This window comes from Methylotuvimicrobium sp. KM1, from assembly GCF_044788715.1.
Classification (GTDB): Bacteria; Pseudomonadota; Gammaproteobacteria; order Methylococcales; family Methylomonadaceae; genus Methylotuvimicrobium.
Genome location: NZ_CP173170.1, coordinates 431,718 through 453,199 on the forward strand (window position 1 = coordinate 431,718; position 21,482 = coordinate 453,199).

General features: G+C 49.2%; 24 protein-coding genes. 16 read left to right on the forward strand and 8 right to left on the reverse strand.

The genetic code is table 11. The annotated features are described in order from the left end of the window. Positions 1-228 precede the first annotated feature (228 nt). The gene (locus ACINK7_RS01985) at positions 229-519 is read left to right on the forward strand and encodes a hypothetical protein (protein ID WP_404359544.1); all 291 of its coding nucleotides are present in this window, start codon (positions 229-231) and stop codon (positions 517-519) included. A gap of 260 nt (positions 520-779) precedes the next feature. Here ACINK7_RS01985 and ACINK7_RS01990 read toward each other — a convergent pair whose 3' ends face one another. The 7 genes from ACINK7_RS01990 to ACINK7_RS02020 all read right to left on the reverse strand — a co-directional run bounded on the left by ACINK7_RS01990 (position 780) and on the right by ACINK7_RS02020 (position 7,268). Next, on the reverse strand, positions 780-1,241 hold the full coding sequence (locus ACINK7_RS01990) for a CreA family protein (RefSeq protein WP_404359546.1): 462 nt from the start codon (positions 1,239-1,241) through the stop codon (positions 780-782). Between the two features lie 183 nt (positions 1,242-1,424). Beyond that, a complete protein-coding gene (locus ACINK7_RS01995; protein ID WP_404359548.1) occupies positions 1,425-2,384 on the reverse strand; it encodes a GNAT family N-acetyltransferase in 960 nt (319 codons plus the stop codon). 68 nt (positions 2,385-2,452) lie between these two features. Then, entirely contained in the window at positions 2,453-2,776 is a 324-nt protein-coding gene (locus ACINK7_RS02000; RefSeq protein ID WP_404359550.1) for a hypothetical protein, read from the reverse strand. A 141-nt stretch (positions 2,777-2,917) separates the two neighbouring features. Continuing rightward, a complete protein-coding gene (locus ACINK7_RS02005; RefSeq protein WP_404359552.1) occupies positions 2,918-3,301 on the reverse strand; it encodes a hypothetical protein in 384 nt (127 codons plus the stop codon). A gap of 155 nt (positions 3,302-3,456) precedes the next feature. Further along, on the reverse strand, positions 3,457-5,418 hold the full coding sequence (locus ACINK7_RS02010) for a DUF3488 and DUF4129 domain-containing transglutaminase family protein (protein WP_404359555.1): 1,962 nt from the start codon (positions 5,416-5,418) through the stop codon (positions 3,457-3,459). A gap of 3 nt (positions 5,419-5,421) precedes the next feature. Next, positions 5,422-6,366 carry a DUF58 domain-containing protein gene (locus tag ACINK7_RS02015; protein ID WP_404359557.1) on the reverse strand — a complete coding sequence of 315 codons (945 nt, stop codon included), beginning with the start codon at positions 6,364-6,366 and terminating at the stop codon, positions 5,422-5,424. Next, the gene (locus ACINK7_RS02020) at positions 6,363-7,268 is read right to left on the reverse strand and encodes an AAA family ATPase (RefSeq protein WP_404359559.1); all 906 of its coding nucleotides are present in this window, start codon (positions 7,266-7,268) and stop codon (positions 6,363-6,365) included. The genes ACINK7_RS02015 and ACINK7_RS02020 overlap by 4 nt, the downstream gene beginning before the upstream one ends. 637 nt (positions 7,269-7,905) lie before the next feature. On the opposite strand from ACINK7_RS02020, the gene ACINK7_RS02025 reads away from it, so the two are divergent. Continuing rightward, a complete protein-coding gene (locus tag ACINK7_RS02025) occupies positions 7,906-8,247 on the forward strand; it encodes a TraR/DksA family transcriptional regulator (protein ID WP_404359561.1) in 342 nt (113 codons plus the stop codon). Here the strand turns inward: ACINK7_RS02025 and ACINK7_RS02030 are convergent. Further along, positions 8,217-8,438 (reverse strand): hypothetical protein, encoded by a 222-nt coding sequence (locus ACINK7_RS02030; protein ID WP_404359563.1) that lies wholly within the window; start codon positions 8,436-8,438, stop codon positions 8,217-8,219. The two genes, ACINK7_RS02025 and ACINK7_RS02030, sit on opposite strands and share 31 nt — an antisense overlap. Positions 8,439-8,514: 76 nt before the next feature. Between ACINK7_RS02030 and mnmG the strand changes: the two genes are divergently transcribed. The 14 genes from mnmG (at position 8,515) to glmU (ending at position 21,481) form a co-directional block, all read left to right on the forward strand. Further along, positions 8,515-10,383: a tRNA uridine-5-carboxymethylaminomethyl(34) synthesis enzyme MnmG gene (gene mnmG, locus ACINK7_RS02035; protein WP_404359565.1), complete on the forward strand. Its 1,869-nt coding sequence runs from the start codon at positions 8,515-8,517 to the stop codon at positions 10,381-10,383. Beyond that, positions 10,383-11,012: a 16S rRNA (guanine(527)-N(7))-methyltransferase RsmG gene (rsmG, locus tag ACINK7_RS02040; protein WP_404359567.1), complete on the forward strand. Its 630-nt coding sequence runs from the start codon at positions 10,383-10,385 to the stop codon at positions 11,010-11,012. The genes mnmG and rsmG overlap by 1 nt, the downstream gene beginning before the upstream one ends. A 4-nt stretch (positions 11,013-11,016) precedes the next feature. Next, positions 11,017-11,784: a ParA family protein gene (locus ACINK7_RS02045; RefSeq protein ID WP_404359569.1), complete on the forward strand. Its 768-nt coding sequence runs from the start codon at positions 11,017-11,019 to the stop codon at positions 11,782-11,784. A 7-nt stretch (positions 11,785-11,791) separates the two neighbouring features. Further along, positions 11,792-12,664 (forward strand): ParB/RepB/Spo0J family partition protein, encoded by an 873-nt coding sequence (locus tag ACINK7_RS02050; protein ID WP_404359571.1) that lies wholly within the window; start codon positions 11,792-11,794, stop codon positions 12,662-12,664. Between the two features lie 163 nt (positions 12,665-12,827). Continuing rightward, on the forward strand, positions 12,828-13,187 hold the full coding sequence (locus tag ACINK7_RS02055) for an ATP synthase subunit I (protein WP_404359573.1): 360 nt from the start codon (positions 12,828-12,830) through the stop codon (positions 13,185-13,187). Positions 13,188-13,211: 24 nt separating this feature from the next. Further along, positions 13,212-13,988, forward strand: a complete 777-nt coding sequence (atpB, locus tag ACINK7_RS02060; RefSeq protein WP_014146838.1) for a F0F1 ATP synthase subunit A — start codon at positions 13,212-13,214, stop codon at positions 13,986-13,988. 42 nt (positions 13,989-14,030) lie between these two features. Further along, the gene (gene atpE / locus ACINK7_RS02065) at positions 14,031-14,321 is read left to right on the forward strand and encodes a F0F1 ATP synthase subunit C (RefSeq protein WP_014146839.1); all 291 of its coding nucleotides are present in this window, start codon (positions 14,031-14,033) and stop codon (positions 14,319-14,321) included. 42 nt (positions 14,322-14,363) lie between these two features. Then, complete coding sequence (locus ACINK7_RS02070; RefSeq protein ID WP_341327289.1) at positions 14,364-14,837, forward strand: F0F1 ATP synthase subunit B; 474 nt, start codon at positions 14,364-14,366, stop codon at positions 14,835-14,837. Positions 14,838-14,842: 5 nt separating this feature from the next. Then, positions 14,843-15,376: a F0F1 ATP synthase subunit delta gene (locus tag ACINK7_RS02075; protein ID WP_404359575.1), complete on the forward strand. Its 534-nt coding sequence runs from the start codon at positions 14,843-14,845 to the stop codon at positions 15,374-15,376. A gap of 16 nt (positions 15,377-15,392) precedes the next feature. Continuing rightward, positions 15,393-16,934, forward strand: a complete 1,542-nt coding sequence (gene atpA, locus ACINK7_RS02080) for a F0F1 ATP synthase subunit alpha (RefSeq protein WP_404359577.1) — start codon at positions 15,393-15,395, stop codon at positions 16,932-16,934. Between the two features lie 12 nt (positions 16,935-16,946). Beyond that, on the forward strand, positions 16,947-17,813 hold the full coding sequence (atpG, locus tag ACINK7_RS02085; protein ID WP_404359579.1) for a F0F1 ATP synthase subunit gamma: 867 nt from the start codon (positions 16,947-16,949) through the stop codon (positions 17,811-17,813). A gap of 45 nt (positions 17,814-17,858) precedes the next feature. Further along, on the forward strand, positions 17,859-19,241 hold the full coding sequence (gene atpD / locus ACINK7_RS02090; RefSeq protein ID WP_404359581.1) for a F0F1 ATP synthase subunit beta: 1,383 nt from the start codon (positions 17,859-17,861) through the stop codon (positions 19,239-19,241). 21 nt (positions 19,242-19,262) lie between these two features. Then, positions 19,263-19,685, forward strand: coding sequence for a F0F1 ATP synthase subunit epsilon (locus ACINK7_RS02095; protein ID WP_341327294.1), 423 nt, complete (start codon positions 19,263-19,265; stop codon positions 19,683-19,685). A gap of 425 nt (positions 19,686-20,110) precedes the next feature. Then, positions 20,111-21,481, forward strand: coding sequence for a bifunctional UDP-N-acetylglucosamine diphosphorylase/glucosamine-1-phosphate N-acetyltransferase GlmU (gene glmU, locus ACINK7_RS02100; protein ID WP_404359583.1), 1,371 nt, complete (start codon positions 20,111-20,113; stop codon positions 21,479-21,481). Position 21,482: the final 1 nt, after the last annotated feature.

Sequence of the window (21,482 nt, forward strand, 5' to 3'; positions counted from 1 at the left end):
ATATAGGGAAGTTATTTATGACCAAATTATAAGAAAGGTTGAGCAATTCGGAAGCGGACGAGTTGCGTATTCAACCAACGATGCCCGTTCGATTCGCTAGCCGGTGAATAAATCACACAAACGGCGTGACTCGATCACCGCTTTTTTATCTGCAAATCGGGATACTGTACCCAAGTTCAACGAAACGCTTGAACGAACCATACCAACAAGTACCAAGGGGAAACCATCATGAAAACAGTATCTTTAGCAGCAGTCGTTTTAATGTCAATCGTCGCCGGCACAGCCATGGCCGAAGGCTCCAGAATCGAAAAATCCACATTGATCAACGCGTCAAAAAATACGTTGACCAATACTCAGGCGATCGGCCGCAACAGCGCCGCCAGCACCGGCTCGATCAGCGTCGTCGGCTCGAAAGTCGAGAAATCGACGCTGATCAACGCATCGAAAAACACATTGACCAACACGCAAGCGATCGGCAGGGATTCTGTGGCGACAACCGGTTCGATCGACATCCGCTAAAAAACGCATAAAAGCACAAGGACGTGCGCTACCGGGCTAGGGATAGTAGGGCTTGGGGATCGACGCGGAAAAAGGGGGCGGGTTTAATTAACCGAAAGAACTATTACACACGACCCCTTTTTTATCTTTTTGCATTTGTCTGGCGGGCAAAGCCGTCTCGTCGTTGCCGGAAGCTTTGTGGTTTTGGCTTGCTGGCCGTTTTGGACGTTCTTTGCCGGCCCGGTTGCGCGGGATCAACCCGGTTTTGCCGATTACCGGCATTACTCCCGCCAAGGCATGATCGGCACGGTGGACAGGCTGTTGGCCGGCGCACCGTCGATTAACTTTCGGCTGACGGCAATATACACAAGCGTATTGCGCTTACGATCGAACAACCGCGTAACGCGTGTTTCCTTAAACAAAACCGAGGTATTTTCACTGAATGCGGTTTCCTGGTCCGGCAACTTCCCTTTGATCACGATCGGCCCAACTTGCCGGCAGGCAATCGAAAACTGGGACGGATCTTCGGCCAAGCCAAATGCGCCCGCGACGCCTCCGGTCTTCGCTTGACTAATGTGGCAGCTGACGCCCTGGACTTTTGGATCATCGAATGCCTGCACGCAAACCTTATGGTTAGCGCCGATTAGCTTCCAAGCGGTGGTGACGCAGCCGACTTCTTCGGCGGCGACGTTGAGGGTGGATAAAGCGGCAGGCAGCGCGGCCAGTAATAACGGGTATTTCATAAGATTCTAAACAAATGAGTGAAAAAATTGAGATTCTACAGGAGAAGCTTAGCAAAGGAGTCGGGTGAGATTGAAAAAAAGGTCGGGTTTATTTTGTAATTAAACCTGACCCCTTTTTTTGGTGGGATGCACGTAGTGCGTGATACGGCTAAAAAAACCGGAACCTTAGTTGCGGATTTATCTTCAGATTCCGAGCGCCCGAAATTCGGTGCAGGGGCGGCAGCGTTGCCAGATGCGGTCGAACTCTTCGTAGAGTTGTTTTTTTCGGGCGGGATGATTGGGGCTCCATTCGCCTTGGTAACGTTCTGCATTGAGTCGAAACAAGTAACCGTCTCGGTCGTTGATTAGAAATGCCGATGAGTATTGCTGGTCTTCCCGTTCGACCGGTGTTCGCAATTGAAACGACGAAGGCAGTCTTTGCGCCAAGTCGATTAACGCATGGGGTTTGCCGCGCGCGGCAAACGTGTCTTGAACTATGATTTGAACGCAACCGTCACGGCTGTTGATTGCGAATTGTCTAAACGCTTCGACGACGTCGTTGTGTCCGTATAAACCATGTTCCAAGTCGCGGGTATAAATGCAGATTTGGCGTCGTGCTTCGGTTATAAGTCGAATGGCCGACTCGAGGTGGGCTTCCAGGTTATCGAGTTTTTCTGCCGGTACCGATGTCTCGCGCGGCTTCGCGGACTGCCGTCTTCTTTCGGCAAGCGGCGTAAGCGTCATGCTCATGCGCTGAAATTCATTGCCGGCTACGTTAAATGCTTCTCCTTCACCGATAAATCCGAATTTTTGAAAGAACCCGCTAGCGCTCGCTGGTGTTTCGAGGGTTATTTGGTTGAGTCCTTGCTTTTGTGCTTTTTCGATGAGCACTCTTAATAGCGATTGTCCAACGCCTTGATTACGCCACTGATGTAATACGGCGATTCGGCCAATTTGCCCTTCCGGCGTCAGTCTGCCTGTACCGACCGGGTTATGGTGATTGTCGCGGGCGATGACATGATGGCTGTGCGGGTCTTTACCGTCTTGTTCGAGATCGGCGGGGAGGTGTTGTTCGATGATGAAAACCGAGTCGCGCACAGCGCGAAGATCCTTGAAATCGGCTTTATAATCGGCGGGTTCGATGCGGTAGTCGGACAGTTTCATAAATCACCGGAGCGTGTTAGGTTATTTAATTTTGGAGTCATTTACAGCAGATGATCTGCTTGAACAGTCTATGCTGCCAAAATCGATGGCGTTGAGCTATCGTTTTTTATGGCTATGTTCGCGTTAATAGTTGATACCCATTTGAGCTCAAAGTCAGCAGAAACCAAAGGATATAGCTCTAAATAACTTGCTTTTTTCAATATTGAGCGAATTGTTGAAAGGAGGGTAAGGTTGCTCGATTGACAGGTGTCGGCGGCAGGGCAGATTTTTGCTCCTGCAAAATCTGCGTTCACGCCATCCATGGCGTTTGCAGATTTTTGCTTCTCGGCAATTGCTGAGTTACAAGGATGTAACGAATGCAGAAAATGCAGGAGCATTTTTCTGCCCTGCATCGCCTAAAGCGCCTACTGTTGGTGCTCTAATACACGCCAAGCATGGCGTGATGCAAAATTTGCATTCATGCCATGCTTGTCAATTAGTCGCCGCCGGAATAACGGATTTACGTTAACTTAATGGCAGTGGGGTCTATACGATCATTGTTTTTCTTCAAAGGCCTTGATGGCATCTTGCACTGAATCAAACTGAGGAATTTCGTCCTCTGGAGCAACCTGTTTTTTCGGCTTGGTTTTTTTGGGTTTGACTTCCGATGGGCTCGGCGTTTCGGGCTCTTGGCTCGTTCCTACCATCTTGAATCGTTCAAGCCTTTCTTGTTCCGCACGAATCTTGCGATTGCCTTCTCCGTACATGGTCAGAACGACCATGATCATGACGGTGGTAATGCCAACTACCAAAAACCGAGTCGGCTCTTTCATAAAAAACAGCGGCCATTTCGGTTTGATCATTCCGGCGATAAAAAAAACGAGCGTAAAAATTCCTAAATTAAAGGAATAAAATATCAACATGTCTAGCGTGTCCATCGTGTACTCTTCCCGCTTAACTAACTATTTAATAAAAATGCATTAATATCATCTTCGTGACTTATTGCAATACCGGCGATGCATTTTAATCGTTTCAAAGCTTTATGGAAATTGTCATATTGTCATGTCGACGACGTGACAATTTTATTTTCCGGTTATCTTCGGCGAATCTTAAGTTGGTCGACTCGTTCGCTTAGCCGGCTCAAGTCTGCTTGCGACGATTCTTTTTGATAGCGTAATTTGATGAACAAGCCGGTGATTTCGTCTATCGCCTCGGCTTGCTCCGGATACGCTTTCTTGCTCCGTTTTGCGAAATCGATAGGCCCTTCGCCCGCGTTCCTTTTTAGTCCGGCCTTGCCGAGCCGTGTACAGAACCTGCGATAGCAGCGCAATACCTTGTCGGCGGTTCTTTCCTTACGCGATAACAATAGCCAACTGAGTATTGCGGTGAATAGGGCACCTAGTCCGACTAGCCAAAATAGCATTTGTTTTAACGATTCGATGCCAAGTGAGGCTAAAAATTGGGTCTGATTGGCGGAATGATAATTGATGACCCAGCGCTGCCAGTTGTAATCGACGCTGCTCCATAATTGCCTGGCTTGCTTAAGCCAGTCGAGCTGTCGTGCCAACTCACTGTCGGCGGAGAAAAAACTGATGTTGCGGCTGGCAATTTGTTGTTCGATATTGACGTTTTGTTCGATCCTTTCCGGCGCGACTGCGGCCGTCGGGTCGACGCGCACCCAGCCTCTGTTTTCCAGCCAGACTTCGGTCCAGGCATGGGCGTCGGCTTGTCTTATTTCCAAAAAATTGCCGACCGGGTTCAAGACCCCGCCGTGATAGCCCGTGACGACGCGTGCAGGAATGTTCGCAACACGCATCAGGTAGGTGAAGGCGGCCGCATAATGACTACAAAATCCGCTTCGGGTTTCGAATAAAAACGTTTCGATCGGGTTGTCTTCCATTAGTGGTGGAGTCAGCGTGTAACTGAAATTTTCTCGGTTGAAATGTTGTAGAACACGGTCGACGAATTGTTCGGGTTGCTTATCGAAGCCGCCGAGTCGTTTGATTAGCGAGGTGATTTTTTGGGAAGCCGGTCCCGGTAACTGTGTATTGGTGCGTAATTTGTGACCGCTGAGCTCTCCGGTGCGGTAACTGGGATAAGACGTAAAAGGGTATTCGGCGCGCTTGTCGGGGTTGCCGCTTCGAGTCAGCAAATATTCCGAATTCATGTGTAGTTGCGACGGGTAGTCGCCGGCCATTTCCAGCGCGAAGACCCAGTTGTTATTTTGAGGTTCGAGTAATAGCGTATAGCGATAAGCCGGTTCGCTGAAGTCCGGTTCGGCGGCGGCCGTATAGGTGTAGCGTTTTGCTGCGGTCCAGCGTTTGCCGTCGGTGACGGAAAACACCGGGCCGCGCCAATAGCGCTGCGCATTCGGCGGTATCGGGCCTTGAAAGCGGACGCGGAATACCAGTTCGTCCGAAAAGCCGAGGTCGCTAATCGAGCCGGGTTCCATGCTGTCGCTGAGCCCTGTTTTAGCTCGGCTTTTGTCTTCGAACAGCATCCAGCGCGGCGCTTCGACTCTCGGAAAAAAAACGAACAGCACGATCGCTAGAGGCAGCGCTTGCGCCAGGATGACGGCCGATGTTTTCAGCGCATTTAAGGTATTTTGCCGGCGGCTATTGATTGCGACCAGCGTGCCTAGTAGCACGCAGCAAACGAACAAGATATAGCCCGCCATGGCGATGCTCTGCTCATACAAAAATTGCGAAGCGGCGACGATGAAAGCCAGAAAGACAATCAAATACAAATCGCGTTCTTGCCTGATTTCGAGTAGCTTCAATGCCAGTGCGGTCATGAACAGTCGGGTTCCGGCATCGCGGCCGAAGAGTCCTTGGTGCTGCGAATAAAGCAGGACGAGGCCGCCTACGGTCAACAAAAACAGCAATAATTTGCCGGGCAAGCAACTCGGTTTCCAAATGCCGATGAAGCGCCAAGTTAGCAGCAATACAAAGAATCCGAAAATCGAAGCCGGGATATGATAAATGTGCGGTAGCGCAATCAATCCGACCGAAATCAGCAGAAAGAGTAAAATGTTTTTTTCGATACTGGCCAGCATAATCTAAAACAAGGCGAGCGCTTCAAGACAACGCGCCCGGTGCGCGGGACCGATGCCGAGGCCTATTTTTTGGCCGGGTAGTTTAAGGCCGTAACGAAGCCCGGCTTTTTCCGCATCGAGAACCCAGCGGCACAGCCGGCTCAGGCGTTCCTCGTTGCCGTAACCGGCGCTGGCTTCGTAATGGAGCCACAATTCATCGCCTTGCTCGCCGCTGTATTGCTTGCTGAAAAGACCTTGACCTTTCGCATAGGCTTTCCAATGAATGCGTTTAATCGAATCCCCGCGTTGATATTCTTGGAGGCCGTAAAAGTCGTCGGTTCCTTTTTCGGTTTTACCTTGATCCGATGCTCCGCCGCCGGTTTCGGGAAACGGGATCTCTTGGGGCCAGGGTTTCGGGTAAACCAACACCGACAGGTTAAAACGCAACGGCGACCAGGCGCGGAACAAGCCGAGCGGATAGCCGCTCGATAGGGTGATCGTGCCACAGGGTTGATGGCCTCGGCGTTCGGTCGGAGCATACAATCTAACAGCTTTCTTCTCGTAGGGAGCAAGAGTCATTTGTGTTTTGTCATACAAATCGATTTCGAGACTGAGCCGTGGAACAGGGATCGGATTGTCGATATGAATTTCGAATACTGCGCGTTCGCCGGCGAATACCGGCTTGCATTGCCCTTTTTGAATGATCAGGCCGGCTAAGGCTTTGTAGCTGTGTAGGATGCCGATAAAAAATACGCTGGCCAGCAAGAAAGTTAGAAAATAGGCGAGGTTATTGTTATAGACGAACGCGATCAGCAGCAACAGTAGGATTAATACGACAAAGCTCAGGCCTCGCTTGGACGGTAAAATAAATATTCGGCGCTGATTCAGTGAAATGGCTTCGTCGGACGGGTTTTCGCCGGCAAAAAAACGGCTTAACCGAAAACGGTCCTTGATCGACAAGGTATTCAAAGCACGTTCACTCGCTCGAGTATCGGTGCGACGACCGCGCCGGAATCCTGGCTGGCGGAACGCAGGCGATGGCCTGCGACAGCAGGGAGCACTGCTTGTACATCCTCAGGTAATACTGCATCGCGACTGTCCATGAACGCCCAGGCCTTGGCTGCGTTGAGCAGGGATAAGCCGGCACGCGGCGACAGACCGCAAGGGTAATCAGGGAATTCACGGGTAAAGGTGATGATGTTTTGCAAGTAATCCAGCAATGCGCTTGAAACATGCACGGTGTTGACGAGTTGTTGGATGTTTTTGAGCTGTTCTGGCGGTAATTCGGTTTGAAGGTTTTCAATCAAATGATAACGCGACTGTCCGCTCAATAATTCCCGCTCCGCGTTGCGGTTCGGATAACCCAGTTCGATGCGCATCAAAAATCGGTCCAGTTGCGATTCGGGCAAGGGGAATGTGCCGATTTGATGAGCGGGGTTTTGCGTTGCGATCACGAAAAACGGCGAGGGCAAGTGATAGGTTTTGCCTTCGACCGTGACTTGTTGTTCCTCCATGGCTTCCAATAAGGCGCTTTGTGCTTTGGGCGTCGAGCGGTTGATTTCATCGGCCAGAATCATTTGATTGAAGATCGGCCCCGGATGAAATTTGAAACTGCGTTCTTCCGGGTCGAATATCGATGCGCCGATAATATCGGCCGGCAGGATATCGCTGGTAAATTGAATGCGTTGATAATTTAAGCCCAGCAATTTAGCTAGAGTATGCGCGAGCGTGGTTTTGCCGACGCCGGGTATGTCTTCGATCAATAGATGGCCTCGAGCCAAAAGGCAACATAGGGCTAAACGGATTTGATGTTGTTTTCCGAGAATGATTCGATTGGCGGATTCCAGCAAAGGAGTGATTGGGTTTTGCATGAGGAGATGATTGATGTGCGAAGTGGATTATTAATTTTTTTGTAATGGTGTCATCATATACAGCATCGTAGATAAAAATTCGACACCGGATTGCCCGTCCTATACAGGACAGGGTTACAAACCCTGTCCTGAACGTTTCGATTATGCCCAAAGCAAACCATAACGTTCGGAGCGGGTTGAATAACCCGCCCCGCGCCCTAGTAAGGGCAAACGAGACGATAATCTGTTCTTCGTGACCGATTAACATAAAGTCCAGCAACTCTCAGTTTGAGAAATTTCTCCGTGTTCAGGGTGCGGGGTATGCCAGTCGAGGAACGCCGTAAACCCATCCATGGGGGCTTGGCGGCGGCTAAACGCCAAGGATGGCGTGTATTAGGGCACCAACAGTAGGCGCTTTAGGCGATGCAGGGCAGAAAAATGCTCCTGCATTTTCTGCATTCGTTACATCCTTGTAACTCAGCAATTGCCGAGGAGCAAAAATCTGCCCCTGCCGCCGACATCCTCGCCAAGCACACTCCGCACCCTTTTTATTCTCAAATTGGGAATTGCTGCATAAAGTCTCATGAGAATGAATGCCGAAGTTAATGGTACTATGCTATCTAAAACTATAGTTTAAAATTAATGTCAGGGTAGAACTGTGAGTGAATACGAGGAAGTCCGCGAAAATTTGATCGAAATGCTCGAGGAGCTTGACGAGCGCTTGAGCAAAATTACCGAGGACGTCAAACATACCGATGAGCCGTTATCGCAAGATTTCGGCGAACAGGCCGTGCAAACCGAGAATGACGAAGTATTGGATTATATAGGCAATACGACCCGGGCGGAGATGGTTAAAGTCAGGCACGCCATTGATCGGATAGACGATGGCGAATACGGTTTTTGCGAAATCTGCGGGGCGAAGATTAACAAAGAGCGGCTGAAGGTTTTACCTTTTGCCAATTTGTGCATTCAGTGCGCGGAAAAAGCGGAAAAGGGATAGGTTATTTCGATCGAGAAGCCTTTACCGATAACGTCCATGGACATCATCGGTAAAGGCTCCCTGCCGGGGTGTTTAGCTTTGCGGCGATATTGGGTTTTGTCGCGGAATATTTGGGTTTTGTTAAACTGATGTGCGTGCTTGGCAACCAAGTTGTTTTGCGCGTTGGGTGCCGGTTTTTTAGGCTTTTTCATAAATAAACTCCTGAATAATTTTGGACAACGCCTCTTTACTATTTAAAATAGCGCTTTATTTGAGCATTAAAAGCCTGTGAAATTCAAAAAAAATTTTGATGTCATCGTGATCGGCGGCGGTCACGCCGGAACCGAGGCAGCATTGGCGGCCGCCCGAAGCGGCGCGCAAACCTTGTTACTCACCCAAAATATCGATACCTTGGGGCAGATGAGCTGCAATCCGGCGATCGGCGGTATCGGTAAAGGGCATCTGGTCAAGGAAGTCGACGCGCTCGGCGGCGTCATGGCCGAGGCGATCGATCATGCCGGCATTCAGTTTCGTATTTTAAACGTCAGTAAAGGTCCTGCGGTCAGAGCGACTCGCGCGCAAGCCGATCGTAGTCTTTATAAGCAATACGTGCGTAGTGCATTGGAAAATCAAGCGAATTTGGCCTTGTTTCAGCAAACGGTTGCCGATTTGATCGTCGAAGGCGGTCGAGTTGCCGGTGTTAAAACCCAAATGGGGCTCGAATTTCGAGCGCGCGCCGTTGTCTTGACCGCCGGTACCTTTTTAGCCGGACGTATTCATATCGGACTAGAAAATTATACCGGCGGACGTGCCGGCGATCCGGCCTCTGTCGAGTTGGCCGAGCGTTTGCGCGAGTTGCCGTTCCGAGTGGACCGTTTGAAAACCGGCACCCCGCCGCGCATCGACGGTCGCACGATCGATTACAGTCGATTGGAAAAGCAATTCGGCGACGATCCGGTTCCTGTTTTTTCGTTTTTGGGCAAGCGCGAGCAGCATCCGCGGCAAATTCCTTGTTTTATCACGCGAACCAATAGCCGGACGCATGACATCATTCGGTCCGGTCTGGACCGTTCGCCGATGTATACCGGTGTAATCGAAGGCATCGGGCCGCGCTATTGTCCCTCTATCGAAGATAAGATTGTGCGTTTCGCCGATCGCGATTCGCATCAGATTTTCATTGAGCCGGAAGGCTTGAATACGAACGAGATTTATCCGAACGGTATTTCAACCAGTTTGCCGTTCGATGTGCAATACGAATTCGTCCGTTCGATGCTCGGATTCGAAAATGCCGAAATCATTCGCCCGGGCTATGCGATCGAATACGACTTTTTCGATCCGCGGGATCTTAAGTCGTCATTGGAAACCAAACATATGCCGGGTTTGTTTTTTGCCGGGCAAATCAACGGCACGACCGGTTATGAAGAAGCAGCCGCACAAGGCTTGATTGCAGGGCTCAATGCCGCGCGCTCGATTCGCGATCAGGAAAGTTGGTGTCCGGCTCGCGACGAGGCATACATCGGCGTTATGATCGACGATTTGATCACGCGCGGCACGCAAGAGCCTTATCGGATGTTTACGAGCCGTGCCGAATACCGGCTGTTGCTGCGCGAAGATAACGCCGATCTACGCTTGACCGAAATCGGCCGCGAGTTGAGCTTGGTCGGCGACGAGCGTTGGCGCACTTTCGAACATAAGCGTGAACAAATCGGTGCTTTGCAAACGGAACTGTCGAAAAAATGGCTTCGGGCCGAAACGGAAGAAGCTAAACAAGCCGAAGCGTTTTGGGGCAAGCCGTTGCAGCGCGAAGTCAACTTGATGGATTTGCTGCGTCGTCCCGAAGTGGATATCGAGCAGCTGTTGACCTTTATCGAGCGGGATGAAATTCCGGGGCAGGTGTCCGATCAAGTCGCGATACAGGCCAAATATTCGGGTTACATCGACAGGCAGCAGACTGAAATCGACAAGACCAAGCGTTACGATCATTTGCGTCTGCCGGAAACGATCGATTACCGTAACGTCTCGGGGCTTTCAAACGAAGTTTGTGAAAAACTCAGAAAACAACAGCCGGAAACGCTGGGACAGGCTTCGCGAATTCCCGGTATAACGCCGGCGGCGATATCCTTGTTGCTGGTCCATTTAAAGAAGAAAAGCGCCTGATGGATACCTGCCGGAAACGACTCCAGGCCGGTCTCGATGAATTAAACTTAACGCTTGGCGACGAACAGATCGACCGCTTGTTGAGTTTCATCGGGCTGATCGATAAATGGAATAAAGCCTTCAATCTAACCTCGATCCGTGACCAAGAAGCGATGGTAAGTCTGCATCTGCTCGATAGTCTTGCGGTTTTACCTTATGTTACCGGGCAAAAGGTCATCGATATCGGGACCGGCGCCGGATTGCCGGGTATTCCTTTGGCCGTTTGCCGGCCGGACAAAACTTTCACGTTATTGGATAGCAATAGCAAAAAAACTCGTTTCGTGCAGCAGGCCGTTTTAGAGTTGAAATTAACTAATGTTCAGGTTTGTCATGGCCGAGTTGAGGATTTTGCGTCTGAACATTTGTTCGATACGGTCATTACGCGAGCGTTTACTAATTTGCCCGACATGCTGAAAATGACCGGGCATTTGATCGCGCCGGGCGGCGTGTTGTTGGCGATGAAAGGTCAGTATCCCGAGCAGGAGTTGCAGCAAATCGGAGATGGCGCGACAGTGATACCGATAAGGGTTCCGGGAATAGAAGCGCAGCGATGCCTGATTAAAATTAACAAGCCTACGCAGCGGGAGTAAACGAGTGGGAAAGGTGATAGCAGTTACCAATCAAAAAGGCGGGGTCGGGAAAACGACGACCAGTGTAAATCTGTCCGCGGCTTTGGCGGGTGCAAAACGAAAAGTGTTGTTGGTGGATCTCGACCCGCAAGGTAATGCGGCGATGGGTTGCGGCGTCGATAAAGACTCGGTGCAATATTCCAGTTACGATTTGTTATTAGAAGATGTGCCGGCAGCCGAGACTGTTGTAAAGCAAGAGTCGTGCGGGTTTTCGATAATTCCGGCCAATTCCGACTTGACGGCAGCCGAAGTCAATATGCTACAGATCGATCGCAAGGAGCGGCGTCTGGCCGAAGCCTTGCAGCCGATTAAGGATCAGTACGACTATATACTGATCGATTGCCCTCCTACATTGAATATGTTGACATTAAATGCCATGGTCGCAGCCGATAGCGTATTGATACCGATGCAGTGCGAATATTATGCGCTGGAAGGTTTGTCGGCGCTGATGTCGACATTGAGAAACATTCAAGGTTCGGTGAACCCCGGCTTGCATCTCGAAGGTATTTTAAGAACGATGTTCGATAATAGAAGTCGCTTGACCAAAGACGTATCCGATCAGCTGGCTGAATATTTCGGCGATAAAGTTTTTCGCACCACGATTCCGCGTAATATTCGCTTGGCCGAGGCGCCGAGTCATGGGTTGCCGGTGATTCAATACGATAAGTCGTCGCGCGGTGCCTTGGCTTATATCGCGTTAGCGGGCGAAATGATTAGAAAAGAGAAGAAATAAGACAATTATGGCGGTACAAAAACGAGGTTTGGGTCGGGGATTGGATGCTTTATTGGGCGATGCGCCACCTGCGACAGAGAAAAAAAACGAACTGCAAAAACTGCCGATCGAATGGTTGCAGCGTGGAAAGTTTCAACCTAGAAAGGATATTGATCCGGAAAGAATCAAGGAGCTAGCTGATTCGATCAAGGCACAAGGTATCATTCAACCAATTGTGTTACGTAAAATCGGCGATGAACGATATGAAATCGTTGCCGGAGAAAGGCGTTGGCGCGCTGCGCAACTTGCCGGGTTGCAAGAAGTGCCGGTTGTTGTGCGCGATATCGACGATAAGGGTGCGATGGCGATCGCGTTGATCGAAAATATTCAACGCGAAGACTTGAATCCACTGGAAGAGGCCGACGCATTGAGAAGGCTGCTTGAAGAGTTCGAGTTGACGCATCAACAAATCGCCGATGCGATCGGTAAATCCCGCGCGACGGTGACCAACTTATTACGATTGATGGAGTTGCAGCCGGAAGTCAAGCAGTTGCTGGTCGATAAGCAAATCGAGATGGGGCATGCCCGGGCTTTGTTGCCGTTGGGTCGCGATCTGCAAATTCAGGCCGCGCAGAAAATCGCTAAGCAAAGTCTTTCGGTCAGGGCGGTGGAAAAACTAATCAGAGATTTGCAGACCGAGCCGCTGAAAAACGAACCGGCGGAAGTCGACCGCGATACCCTTCGATTGCAGGAGGATTTGACGTCGAAACTCGGCGCGAAAGTCTCGATCAATCATAAACAAAACGGTTCCGGCAAGCTGGTGGTGGCTTATTCGAGTTTGGAGCAATTAGACGGCATCATCGAGCAGCTCAGTTATTCGGAAAATAGAATTACCGATTGATTTTGTTTGTCCGGGATAGGGGTAAAACCGGAAAATCAGGCTGAACGATTGGCTGATTTTTAAATGAATCGTTGCAAAGTAGGAAATGCTCTGTTCCTTATTCTTCCTTGATTAAATGAAGCCTCATCGCTATAATCCACAAGTTGTTGTATCCGGAGTCGGTGTGACGGACGAAAAGATTTCTACAGTCGGAAAAATCTTGATTTTACAAGCGTTCGTTATTATCGCGATATCTTCCGGATTTGCAGTTTTTTCGGGGCTGCAGAGTGCTAAGTCGCCGTTTCTAGGCGCATTGGCAGCATTTATACCGAATCTATACTTTGCTTTGCGCATCTTTAGGGCGAGCGGGCAAGGCGCCAAAAAAATCGTGAATTCGTTTTATGCCGGCGAATCGGGAAAGCTTATATTGACAGCTGTGCTGTTTTTTTTGATTTTTCAAATTCCGAATATCAATATTTTAACGCTGCTATTGGGGTATATAGCAGTATTGTCCGTATTTTGGTTTGCGCTAATTATGCGCTGACGATTTCAATTCGAGAGAGGAAAGATGGCTACTGAAGCCCATGCAGCCGAAGGGGCAACCGGATATATCGTTCATCATTTGACACCATTGAGTGTTGGTGAGGGTTTCTGGACTTTGCATTTGGATACTCTGTTTTTTTCCGCCGTGTTGGGTGGATTGTTCATTTGGTTTTTTAAAATGGCGGCCGAAAGAGCCACTTCCGATGTGCCGGGATTGGTGCAAAATTTTGCCGAAATGATGATAGAGTTCGTCGATTCACAGGTTAAAGACAGCTTTCACGGCAAAAGCGAATTGATCGCGCCATTGGCGTTGACGATTTTCTGCTGGGTCTTCTTGTTTAATTTTATGGATTTGTTCCCGGTCGATTTGTTACCGATGATCGGTTCAATGATGGGTATCGAATATCTCAGAGTCGTGCCCAGTACCGATTTGAATGCGACCTTCGCCATGTCGATTTCGGTATTCTTCCTGATTATTTTTTACAGCATTAAGGTCAAAGGCCCTTGGGGTTTCGCCAAGGAGTTGATGTTTCAACCGTTCGGACCTTGGTTGCTGCCGTTTAATCTGTTGCTGAAACTGGTCGAGGAGCTAGCCAAACCGATCTCATTGGCGCTTCGTTTATTCGGTAATCTATATGCCGGCGAACTGATATTTATTCTGATTGCGCTGTTGCCGTGGGCAATACAGCCGGCGCTGAGTTTTCCGTGGGCGATTTTTCATATTCTGATTATTACGCTACAAGCTTTCATATTCATGGTATTGACGATCGTCTACCTGAGTATGGCTCACGAAGATCACTAATTATTTTGTTACTTTAATTTTAATCATACGTTTGGAGGTATCATGGAAAATTTAGCGTCTTTAATTGCTGATGTTCAAGGCATGACAGCGATTGCTGTCGGACTGGTTTTAGGAATGGGTGCGCTTGGAACCGCTATCGGTTTCGGTTTGTTGGGCGGTAAATTTTTGGAAGGCGCGGCGCGTCAACCGGAAATGGTGCCTATGTTGCAGGTCAAAATGTTCATTGTTGCAGGCTTGTTGGACGCGGTAACCATGATCGGCGTTGGTTTGGCATTATTCTTCACATTTGCGAATCCGTTTTTATCCGCTGTTCAAGCCGCTGCCGGTAATTAATAGATCCGGTTTTTTAACTAACAGCAACAAGAGGAACGCATCGTGAGTATCAATGCTACTCTGATTGGTCAAATGATTACATTCGCGCTTCTGGTGTGGTTTACCATGAAGTTCGTTTGGCCCCCACTTTATCAATCCCTGGAAGAGCGGAAGAAGAGAATAGCCGACGGATTGGCGGCGGCCGAAAAAGGCCAGGAAGAAATGGAATTGGCCGAGAAAAGGGCCATCAATGTCCTCAAAGAAGCCAAAGAGCAGTCTTCGGATATTGTCAATCTGGCGCAAAAACGGGCCAACGAAATTGTCGAGGAGTCGAAAGACGCCGCTAAGAAAGAAGGCGAACGCTTACTTGTCGCCGCTCAAGCGCAGATCGATCAAGAATTGCAGCAAGTCAAAGAAAGTTTGCGCAAGGAAGTATCTTCCTTGGCACTGAATGCGGCAGAACAAATTTTAAGCGCGGAAATCGATCAAGCCAAACACCAAGAAATCTTGAATAAAGTTTCCAATCAAATAGGTTAAGCACCATGAGCGAACTGGCAACATTGGCGCGGCCTTATGCGGAGGCGGCTTTCAAACGAGCGAAGGAAATCGGCGCGACAGCACAATGGTCCGATAATTTGGCGTTTTTGTCCGCGGTCTTGAGCGACTCTAATATTGCGCTGGCAGCCGATAATCCGAAAATCGCTAAAGAAAGTTTTTTAAACTTGATGTTGGACATCTGCGGCGAACATCTCGATCAGGAAGGTAAAAACTTTCTAAAACTGCTCATCCATAATAATCGGCTGAAATTGGCCGCGCAAATTGCGAAGATTTACGAGCAATTTAGAGCGGACGATGAAGGATACTCCGAAGTTCAGGTCATATCCGCTTACCCTTTGACGGAAGACGAGCAAGGCAACTTAGTGTCCAGATTGGAGCGTTGGCTGAATAAGCAAGTTCGTTTGGATATCTGGAACGACCGGTCGCTGATCGGTGGCGTACTAATCCGTGCCGGAGACAAGGTGATCGACGGAACCGTCAAAGGCCAGCTTCTTCACATGCAGAAAGCTCTACAGTGAGTGAGAGAAAAAGAACATGCAATTAAACCCATCAGAAATCAGTGATCTTATCAAGCAAAAGATCGAAAATTTCGACCTGAGCGTCGAAAGCCATACCGAAGGCACCGTAGTGAGTGTAACCGACGGTATCGTCAGAGTGCATGGACTTTCCGAAGCCATGCAGGGCGAGATGTTGGAGTTTCCTGGAAATACCTATGGCATGGCGCTTAACTTAGAGCGCGATTCGGTCGGGGCTGTGGTTCTGGGTTCTTACGAACACATTACCGAAGGCGACACCGTCAAATGTACCGGTAGAATTTTGGAAGTACCGGTCGGCGAAGCGTTGCTGGGACGCGTTGTTGACGCATTGGGCAATCCGATCGACGGCAAAGGCGCGATTAACACAAGCGAAACTTCTCCGATCGAAAAAATCGCTCCGGGCGTTATCGCACGCCAATCGGTCGATCAGCCGGTGCAAATCGGCCTGAAATCGATCGACTCGATGATTCCAGTCGGTCGCGGCCAACGCGAATTGATCATCGGCGACCGCCAAACCGGTAAAACCGCCATTGCCGTCGATGCGATCATCAATCAAAAAGGCACTGGCATCAAATGTATTTATGTCGCGATCGGCCAAAAGCGTTCTTCGATCGCTAACGTCGTACGCAAGCTCGAAGAGCACGGCGCGATGGAGCATACCATTGTCGTAGCGGCTTCCGCATCCGAATCCGCAGCTCTACAGTTCATCGCGCCGTATACCGGTTGCTCGATGGGCGAATATTTTAGAGACCGCGGCGAAGACGCATTAATTATTTACGACGATTTGACCAAACAAGCTTGGGCCTATCGCCAAGTATCGTTATTACTTCGTAGACCGCCGGGTCGTGAAGCTTATCCGGGCGATGTTTTCTATTTGCATTCACGGTTGCTCGAAAGAGCGGCAAGAATCAATGCCGATGAAGTCGAAAAGTTGACTAACGGTCAAGTCAAAGGCAAAACCGGTTCGTTGACTGCATTGCCGATCATCGAAACGCAAGCAGGCGACGTATCGGCCTTCGTTCCGACCAACGTAATTTCGATCACCGACGGACAGATTTTCTTAGAAACCGACCTGTTCAACGCCGGTATTCGTCCTGCGGTCAACGCGGGTCTGTCCGTATCGCGGGTAGGCGGCGCGGCGCAAACCAAAATCATTAAGAAATTGGGCGGCGGTATTCGTTTGGACTTGGCTCAGTATCGTGAATTAGCGGCTTTCGCTCAGTTCGCGTCCGATCTTGACGAAAGCACGCGTAAGCAAATCGAACGCGGTCAACGCGTGACCGAGTTGATGAAGCAAAATCAATATTCGCCGATGTCGGTTGCGCAAATGGCGGTGTCGTTGTTCGCTGCAAACGAAGGTTATCTGGATTCGGTCGAAGTTAACAAAGTACGCGATTTCGAAGACGCTCTGCAACTGTATATGAAATCCGAAAAGTCGGAATTGATGGATCAGATCAATGCAACCGGCGACTTCTCCGATGAAATCAAAGAAGGCATTAAATCCGCCATCGAAACGTTCATTAACACGCATAGCTGGTAAAAGGGTCGTCAAATGGCTGTCGGTAAAGAAATACGCACAAAGATCGGAAGTATCAAGAATACTCAAAAGATCACGCGCGCGATGGAAATGGTCGCCGCGAGTAAAATGCGTAAAACGCAAAACAGAATGCAGGCAACGCGGCCTTACTCGAAAAAAATGGGTCAGATCATCAAACATCTGGCTCATGCCAATGCCGAGTACAAACACCCTTATTTGATTCCGCGAGAAGTCAAAAGGGTTGGTGTGATCGTCGTCAGTTCGGATCGCGGTTTGTGTGGTGGTTTGAATTCTAATCTATTCCGTAAAACCCTAGTGCAGTTACGCCAATGGGAAAAAGACGGCATCGATGTCGATATTTGCACAATCGGAACTAAGGCGGCCGGGTTTTTCGGTAACTTACAAAAAGTCAATATGGTTGGGCAAGTCGGCAAGCTTGGCGACACGCCGCATCTAAACGATATCATCGGTATCATAAAAATCATGCTCGACGCTTATGAGGAAGGTCGAGTCGATGAGTTATATGTGATTAGTAATGAGTTTGTTAACACGATGACGCAACGGCCGAATGTCGAAAAACTACTGCCGGTAATTGCCGATGAGATCGAGGACGAATTGAAAGGGCATTGGGATTATATTTACGAACCCGATGCGAAGGAAGTTCTGGATAATCTGCTGATTCGCTATATCGAATCGATCGTGTATCAGGGACTGGTCGAGAACAATGCTTGCGAACAGGCCGCCCGGATGGTTGCGATGAAAAGCGCTTCGGATAATGCCGGCAAGCTTATCGGCGAACTGCAACTGGTTTACAACAAAGCCCGACAAGCCGCGATTACGCAGGAAATTTCCGAAATCGTTGCCGGCGCCGCTGCTGTGTAATGCACAGACGAATTAACAGATTTAAGTATTGAAGAGGACGACAAAATGAGTTTGGGTAAAATCGTTCAGATTATCGGGGCGGTCGTGGATGTCGAATTTCCACGCGAAAGCCTTCCGAAAGTCTATGATGCACTAAATGTTGAAGACAAGAATCTTGTTTTGGAAGTGCAGCAGCAATTAGGCGACGGCGTGGTCAGATCCATTGCAATGGGTTCGACCGACGGTTTGAGCAGAGGATTGCAAGTGAGCAATTCCGGTGCGCCTATTGCGGTGCCGGTGGGTCAAAAAACGCTGGGCCGTATCATGAACGTGCTTGGCGAGCCGATCGACGAGAAAGGCGCGATCGGCGAAGACGAAAGATGGGCGATTCACCGCGAAGCGCCGTCTTACGATGAGCAAGCCGCCAGCAATGAATTGCTAGAAACCGGCATCAAGGTTATCGACTTGGTTTGTCCATTCGCGAAAGGCGGTAAAGTTGGTTTGTTCGGCGGTGCCGGCGTCGGCAAGACCGTCAACATGATGGAATTGATTCGTAACATCGCGATCGAACACAGCGGTTTCTCGGTTTTCGCCGGCGTTGGCGAGCGTACCCGTGAAGGTAACGACTTCTATCACGAGATGACCGACTCGAAAGTTATCGACAAGGTATCGTTAGTTTACGGGCAGATGAACGAGCCGCCAGGCAATAGGCTGCGTGTGGCTTTGACCGGTTTGACGATGGCCGAGTTTTTCCGTGAAGAAGGCCGTGACGTATTGTTCTTCGTAGATAACATATACCGTTACACATTGGCGGGTACCGAGGTATCGGCGTTGTTGGGCCGTATGCCGTCGGCGGTAGGCTATCAGCCTAACTTGGCGGAAGAAATGGGCGTATTGCAAGAGCGCATTACCTCGACCAAAACCGGGTCCATTACGTCGATCCAGGCCGTTTACGTGCCTGCCGATGACTTGACCGACCCGTCACCGGCTACGACATTTGCGCATTTGGACGCGACAGTGGTATTGTCTCGTCAAATCGCCGAGTTAGGTATTTATCCTGCGATCGATCCGCTTGACTCTACTAGTCGCCAATTGGATCCTTTGGTTATCGGCCATGAGCATTACAATGTTGCTCGTGCAGTGCAAGGCACTTTGCAGCGGTATAAAGAGTTACGCGACATCATCGCGATTTTAGGCATGGACGAATTGTCCGAAGAAGACAAGCTGACCGTATCAAGAGCACGGAAAATTCAACGATTCTTGTCGCAACCGTTCTTCGTGGCAGAGGTTTTCACCGGTTCTCCGGGAAAATATGTTTCATTAAAAGACACCATCGCCGGCTTCAAAGGTATTATCGATGGCGAGTACGATCATGTTCCGGAGCAAGCATTCTACATGGTTGGCACGATCGACGAAGCTTTGGAAAAAGCCAAGGGCATGAAAAAATAACCGGACGATGGGAACCGAGAGATGACAATGACCGTACATGTAGACATCGTCAGCGCGGAGCAAGAAATTTATTCCGGCTTGGCCGAAATGGTTTTTGCGCCCGCCGAACTAGGCGAAGTCGGTATCTCGCCGCGTCATGCGCCGATGATAACCAAACTCAAACCCGGTGAAGTCAGGGTCAAGGTCAGCGACAGCGAAAGCTATCCATTCTTTGTTTCTGGCGGTATTTTGGAAGTCCAGCCGCATTTGGTGACGATATTGGCCGATAGCGCAATTCGAGCGAAAGACATCGATGAAGCAGCAGCACTAGAGGCCAAAACCAGAGCCGAGGAAGCATTATCCGATAAAACCAGCAAGATCGATTATGCGACCGCTCAGGCGCAGTTGATGGAAGCGGTCATGCAATTGAGAACCTTGGACAGACTCAGAAAGCGCGGCGGTTAACGCCGTGGTTTAAGCCATATAAAAGCCCGATAACGATAAAGCGTTGTCGGGCTTTTTTTGTTTATATCCGGATAAAAGTTGGCATGATATTTAATGCTTAGGATTCGGTCATAAATAACTTCCCTATTTTTAATGCACGGTAAGCTGGTTCGGTAACTCGATTGACAGGTGTCGGCGGCAGGGAAAGCCGCCGTCAAGCCTACAAGGACGTATTCACCCAGCACCTAAATTCCATAGCTCATTGGCTATGGTTAACTATCTTGGATAATTTAGGTGCTGGGTTCACGGCGCCCTGACAAGCGAGTTACCGAACCCGCTACAAAACTCATAGCTCCAGGAAGTTATTTTTCACGAAATCCTTATTATTTTTATATCTTATGCCATAGGTACTATATTTGTTAAAGCTGGGTAACGGAAATGAAAATATGACATTAACGACTATAATTTTAGCAGCAGGCAAAGGGACGCGCATGCGTTCCGAAATGCCGAAGATTTTACATCAAGTGGCCGGAAGACCTTTACTGGAGCATGTCTACGATACCAGTAAACAATTGGCCGATAATCGGGTAAATATCGTTTACGGACACGGCGCGGAACAAGTTCGAAATCGTTTAAGTCACCTCGATGCTCAGTGGATTGAGCAAGTTCAGCAATTAGGCACGGGACATGCCGTGCAGCAAGCCATCGATTATGTCGATGATGACGATACCGTGCTGATTTTATACGGGGATGTGCCTTTATTGAAGTTGTCGACGATCGAAACGTTGATTGCCGATGCGGGTAGTAATGCCTTAGCATTATTAACGGTCGTGTTATCCAATCCTACGGGGTATGGTCGCATCGTGCGGGACAGCGACAATAGCGTTTTGAAGATCGTCGAAGAAAAAGACGCATCTCCCGAAGAAAAAGCGATACAAGAAGGCAATACCGGTATCATGGCATTGAACGGTGAGCAATTGAAAAAATGGTTAAGTCGTTTGCAGAATAATAATGCACAAAACGAGTATTATCTAACCGATATCATCGAAATGGCTGTTAATGACGGAATAGACATCGTAACTTCCCAGGCCGAGACCGAGGACGAGGTGTTGGGCGTCAACAATCGTATGCAATTGGCGCATTTGGAACGAGTTTATCAAATGGAGCAGGCAAATAGCTTAATGGAACGCGGAGTTACATTGAGAGATCCCGCGCGTTTCGACATTAGGGGAAGCATCGAGCATTTGGGTACCGATATCGAAATCGACGTCAATGTCATTCTCGAAGGCAGTATTAACATAGGCAGCAATGTAACGATCGGCGCAAATACGCTGATAAAAAACTCGATCATTCACGATAATGTCGAAATATTGCCGAATTGTGTGATCGAAAATGCCGAAGTCGGTAAAGCCAGCCGCATCGGGCCTTTTGCACGGCTAAGGCCCGACGCCAAATTAGCCGATAATGTTCATGTCGGCAATTTCGTCGAAATCAAAAAGTCCACAGTTGCAATCGGTAGTAAAATCAATCATTTGAGTTATATCGGCGATAGCGTCATCGGTAGCGGCGTCAATGTCGGCGCCGGCACGATCACCTGTAACTACGACGGTGTCAATAAGTTCAAGACCGTCATCGAAGATGGTGCATTTATTGGCTCGAATTCGCAATTGGTTGCGCCGGTTACAATCGGTAAGAATGCGACGATAGGTGCTGGATCGACGATTACGAAAGACACCCCTCCTGAAAAATTGACATTGGCGCGGGCCAAACAAACCACTATCCCAACCTGGCAAAGGCCGGAAAGAAAGGAGAAATAGT

What these genes read in the sequence shown, in the direction of transcription:
- ACINK7_RS02030 (WP_404359563.1), bottom strand. Translation starts at nt 8,438, where the DNA reads ATGAAAAAGCCTAAAAAACCGGCACCCAACGCGCAAAACAACTTGGTT.
- ACINK7_RS02010 (WP_404359555.1), bottom strand. Translation starts at nt 5,418, where the DNA reads ATGCTGGCCAGTATCGAAAAAAACATTTTACTCTTTCTGCTGATTTCG.
- ACINK7_RS02000 (WP_404359550.1), bottom strand. Translation starts at nt 2,776, where the DNA reads ATGCAGGGCAGAAAAATGCTCCTGCATTTTCTGCATTCGTTACATCCT.
- ACINK7_RS01990 (WP_404359546.1), bottom strand. Translation starts at nt 1,241, where the DNA reads ATGAAATACCCGTTATTACTGGCCGCGCTGCCTGCCGCTTTATCCACC.
- atpG (WP_404359579.1), top strand. Translation starts at nt 16,947, where the DNA reads ATGGCTGTCGGTAAAGAAATACGCACAAAGATCGGAAGTATCAAGAAT.
- ACINK7_RS02050 (WP_404359571.1), top strand. Translation starts at nt 11,792, where the DNA reads ATGGCGGTACAAAAACGAGGTTTGGGTCGGGGATTGGATGCTTTATTG.
- atpA (WP_404359577.1), top strand. Translation starts at nt 15,393, where the DNA reads ATGCAATTAAACCCATCAGAAATCAGTGATCTTATCAAGCAAAAGATC.
- ACINK7_RS02005 (WP_404359552.1), bottom strand. Translation starts at nt 3,301, where the DNA reads ATGGACACGCTAGACATGTTGATATTTTATTCCTTTAATTTAGGAATT.
- ACINK7_RS02075 (WP_404359575.1), top strand. Translation starts at nt 14,843, where the DNA reads ATGAGCGAACTGGCAACATTGGCGCGGCCTTATGCGGAGGCGGCTTTC.
- ACINK7_RS02020 (WP_404359559.1), bottom strand. Translation starts at nt 7,268, where the DNA reads ATGCAAAACCCAATCACTCCTTTGCTGGAATCCGCCAATCGAATCATT.
- glmU (WP_404359583.1), top strand. Translation starts at nt 20,111, where the DNA reads ATGACATTAACGACTATAATTTTAGCAGCAGGCAAAGGGACGCGCATG.
- ACINK7_RS01985 (WP_404359544.1), top strand. Translation starts at nt 229, where the DNA reads ATGAAAACAGTATCTTTAGCAGCAGTCGTTTTAATGTCAATCGTCGCC.
- ACINK7_RS01995 (WP_404359548.1), bottom strand. Translation starts at nt 2,384, where the DNA reads ATGAAACTGTCCGACTACCGCATCGAACCCGCCGATTATAAAGCCGAT.
- ACINK7_RS02095 (WP_341327294.1), top strand. Translation starts at nt 19,263, where the DNA reads ATGACAATGACCGTACATGTAGACATCGTCAGCGCGGAGCAAGAAATT.
- atpB (WP_014146838.1), top strand. Translation starts at nt 13,212, where the DNA reads ATGGCTACTGAAGCCCATGCAGCCGAAGGGGCAACCGGATATATCGTT.
- atpE (WP_014146839.1), top strand. Translation starts at nt 14,031, where the DNA reads ATGGAAAATTTAGCGTCTTTAATTGCTGATGTTCAAGGCATGACAGCG.
- atpD (WP_404359581.1), top strand. Translation starts at nt 17,859, where the DNA reads ATGAGTTTGGGTAAAATCGTTCAGATTATCGGGGCGGTCGTGGATGTC.
- rsmG (WP_404359567.1), top strand. Translation starts at nt 10,383, where the DNA reads ATGGATACCTGCCGGAAACGACTCCAGGCCGGTCTCGATGAATTAAAC.